Origin of the sequence: Paraburkholderia sp., from assembly GCF_034668105.1 — a bacterium.
In the GTDB taxonomy this organism is placed as follows: Bacteria; Pseudomonadota; Gammaproteobacteria; order Burkholderiales; family Burkholderiaceae; genus Paraburkholderia.
The window spans coordinates 1-3,218 of sequence record NZ_JAXDPY010000343.1; the positions used below are offsets into that span (position 1 = coordinate 1).

The following is a 3,218-nucleotide window of genomic DNA, read 5'->3' on the forward strand; positions in this document are numbered from 1 at the left end:
ACGCGAATAAGCAGGCGCATTTCCTCACAACAAAATTCGCAAACGGCGGATAGATTAAAAATCTTCAAATCAACCGACCAATCTTGAAGTCTTAAATCGGCCGTTATTAAGGAATTCAACAATCAGATGATAAGCATATATATCGATTCGTTCAAGCCGGCCGAATGGCTAAAATCGGCCGGCTAAACATCGATCACATGACGCGCAGACCGAGTTCGGTCACCAGCACCGCCGCCTGCTGGTGCGAGATCGTCGCGCCTTTGAACAGCGCCGCATCGACAAGCCGCACGCCGCTCAGGTCAGCTTCGCGCAAGTCCGCTCCCTCAAAGCGCGCGCCCTTCAGATGCGCATCCTTCAGACTGCCGCCGTCGAAGACCGCCTCGCGGAAATCAACCCCGGCCAGATCGGCGTCGGAGAAATCGAGTTGCTGCAGCGTGGCCTTGCGAAACGACAGGCCGCGCAAATGCGCGCCCACCAGCAAGGTCTCGATGAAACTCAGCCCGAGCGCCGCGACCTGCTCGAAATTCGCGCCGGTCAGCTTGCAGCTGTGAAACGACGCCGAGGCAAGCTTGGCGCGCCGCCAGCTGGTGTTGTTCAGATCGCTCGACTGGAACGCCGCGTCGACCAGGTCGGCCGACGCGAAATCCGCCTCGCGGCCGCGACAACGGACCCAGCGGGAGTGCGACAGCATTGCGCCGAAAAACGAGGTCTCGACGATCGTGCAACGATGAAACTCCGCGCTGCGCAAATCGAGGCGCGACAGATCGGCGCCCTCGAAATCGCAGTCGGTGAAATGGATCGGCTCGTTGCCATTCGCGATGTTTGCGGCAATCAAACGCTCGACGTCGGTACGCGTAAGTGTGGCATCGATCACGACGTGAGCTTGCGTGCCCGAATCCGGCGCCGTTGAATCCAGTGACATGAAGGTTCAGAATGAATTTCGAAAGATCCCAAGCGTACCGGAACGCGCTCCGCCCTGGCGCGCGACGCCGATGGTTTATAGTAACGGCCCCGTCAGAACCCGCTTACGATGACTTCCAACGACGCCACTCATAGCCCGCTGTACGCCAAGCTGCTCGCCGAAACCGCCAAAATCGGCTGGAGCGAACTCGAACGCTTTTTCGCGCGCGGCATGCTGCTGCGCGTCGCGCGCGACATCGATCTGGTGAGCGTCGCGGAAGCCATCGCCAGCGACGACACCACGCAGGTCACGCAATGGCTGTCTGCCGGCCTCGTCGAACGGGTGCAGGCGGAAACCGCCGCCGACTTCGCCGCGCGCGATCCGGATCTGTGGGCGGTGGTCGTCTCGCCATGGGTGTGCGTGCAGGAACGCAATTGAACGACGGCGCGCACGCCCCGGAGGAAATCCCGTTGGGGGATGCGCTGGAGAAAATCCGCCTCGGCGATACGCCGAAGGAGGGTCCTCCGGGAGACGGCCCAAAGGAGCTCTCTTCAGGGAGCTGCGCAGCCGCGACGGCGCCCGCCGTCCCGGTGCGCTGGCACCGCCGGGTATTGACGCTGGCGTTTCCAATCGTCCTCGCCAATCTCACCCAGCCGATTCTCGGCGCGGTCGACACCGCCGTCGCCGGCCATCTGGACGGTGCGTCCTATCTCGGCGGCGTCGCGCTCGGCGGGCTGTTCTTCAACTTCGTGTTCTGGGGCTTCGGCTTCCTGCGCATGGGCACCACGGGCCTCGTCGCGCAAGCGCACGGCGCGGGCGACCCTGCCGAATTGCGCAACAACGTCGTGCGCGCGCTGTTGCTCGCGGCGGCGATCGGCGCCGCGGTGCTTCTGTTGCAAGGGCCGCTGATCGGTTACGCGTTGCGCGCGCTCGGCGGCAGCGATGCGGTGCAGCGCCACGCGCAGGTCTACTGCCACGCGCGCATCTGGGCCGCGCCGCTCGCGCTCGGCAATTACGTGGTGCTCGGCTGGCTGCTCGGCACGCAGCAGGTGCGGCTGGCCCTGCTGTCGCAAGTGTTCATCAACAGCGTGAACATCGCGGCGGTGCTGTTGTACGTGTACGTTTTCGATTGGGGCGTGGCGGGCATCGGCGCGGCCACGGCGACGGCCGACGCGCTCGGCTTCGTACTCGGCGCCGCGCTGTTGTGGCACGGCCGGCCGCGCGGCTTGCCCGCGCTGAACCGCACCGCCCTGTTCGACGCCGCCGCGCTCAAGCGGCTGGTGGTGCTGAATCGCGATATCTTCGTGCGCACGCTCTGTCTGCTGTCGTCGTTCGGCTGGTTCGCGCATCTTGGCGCGAGACAGGGCGACACCACGCTCGCCGCCAACGCGCTGCTGCTCAATTTTCAGACCTTCATGGCCTATGGACTCGACGGCTTCGCGCACGCTGCCGAAGCGCTGGTCGGCGCGGCGATCGGCGCGCGCGACCGGCACGCTTTCGCGCAGGCCATCAAGGTGACGGCGCTGTGGTCCGCGCTCGGCGCGCTGGGTTTCTCGCTGGTGTATTGGGCCGCGGGTTCATGGATCATCGAACGTCTGACCGATCAGGCCGCGGTGCGCGTCACGGCCGAGACCTATCTGCCCTGGGCCGCGCTTTTGCCGGTGATCTCCGTATGGGGCTTTCTGCTCGACGGCGTGTTCATCGGCGCGACTCGCACGCGTGAGTTGATGATGTCGATGGTGGCGTCGTTCGCGGTGTTCGTGACGGCCTCGTGGGCCCTGCTGACGCTGTATGGCAATCACGGCTTGTGGGCCGCGATGCTGATTTTCATGGCCGCCCGCGGCGTTACGCTCGCGCGCTTCTTGCCGGGCGTCGTGCGCGGCATGGCAGGCGTGGGCGCTTAGGCTTTGCTTCGGCGCCCAGCGTGCATGCGCCGGCGCCTCGCTTTCATTTACCTTCCCACGCTACTTTCTGTCTTCAAGGCGCGACGGGCACCATGGCGGGCGGCCGGTCGTCGGTGGGTACGCCGTGGTAGTCGGCGGGATCTTCAGGCGGCGTGCCGCCATGATGCCCGGAGGGGTCGTTGGCACAACCGCCGAGTCCGGCAGCCAGCATCAATGCAATCAACAAAACGCGGTTCATAGACTCTCGAGACAGAATGACAATTAACGGCGAAGAAGCGCCGAAAGTCTACCCGCAATTCGCGTTCGACGAGTGCGTGCCTCACAGGCTCGCTGCTGCCATTTTGGTACGCGTGATCTACTATAAAGACACAGCTACGTGTCATAGGAGACTGCCATGGACGCTGAATCGATCG

Annotated in this window: 4 protein-coding genes; 2 read left to right on the plus strand and 2 right to left on the minus strand. The window is 64.1% G+C overall.

The genetic code is table 11. The annotated features are described in order from the left end of the window. Positions 1 to 193: 193 nt before the first annotated feature. The gene (locus tag QOC89_RS15535; RefSeq protein ID WP_323045818.1) at positions 194 to 922 is read right to left on the minus strand and encodes a pentapeptide repeat-containing protein; all 729 of its coding nucleotides are present in this window, start codon (positions 920 to 922) and stop codon (positions 194 to 196) included. Positions 923 to 1,030: 108 nt separating this feature from the next. On the opposite strand from QOC89_RS15535, the gene QOC89_RS15540 reads away from it, so the two are divergent. Together QOC89_RS15540 and QOC89_RS15545 are read left to right on the plus strand one after the other, a co-directional pair. Then, positions 1,031 to 1,339 (plus strand): DUF2288 domain-containing protein, encoded by a 309-nt coding sequence (locus QOC89_RS15540; protein ID WP_323045819.1) that lies wholly within the window; start codon positions 1,031 to 1,033, stop codon positions 1,337 to 1,339. 152 nt (positions 1,340 to 1,491) lie between these two features. Next, a complete protein-coding gene (locus QOC89_RS15545; protein ID WP_323045821.1) occupies positions 1,492 to 2,805 on the plus strand; it encodes an MATE family efflux transporter in 1,314 nt (437 codons plus the stop codon). Between the two features lie 73 nt (positions 2,806 to 2,878). Here QOC89_RS15545 and QOC89_RS15550 read toward each other — a convergent pair whose 3' ends face one another. Then, on the minus strand, positions 2,879 to 3,043 hold the full coding sequence (locus tag QOC89_RS15550) for a hypothetical protein (RefSeq protein ID WP_323045820.1): 165 nt from the start codon (positions 3,041 to 3,043) through the stop codon (positions 2,879 to 2,881). Between the last annotated feature and the right edge of the window lie 175 nt (positions 3,044 to 3,218).

Coding starts and splice junctions, on each gene's coding strand:
- QOC89_RS15535 (WP_323045818.1), bottom strand. CDS start 922: ATGTCACTGGATTCAACGGCGCCGGATTCGGGCACGCAAGCTCACGTC.
- QOC89_RS15540 (WP_323045819.1), top strand. CDS start 1,031: ATGACTTCCAACGACGCCACTCATAGCCCGCTGTACGCCAAGCTGCTC.
- QOC89_RS15550 (WP_323045820.1), bottom strand. CDS start 3,043: ATGAACCGCGTTTTGTTGATTGCATTGATGCTGGCTGCCGGACTCGGC.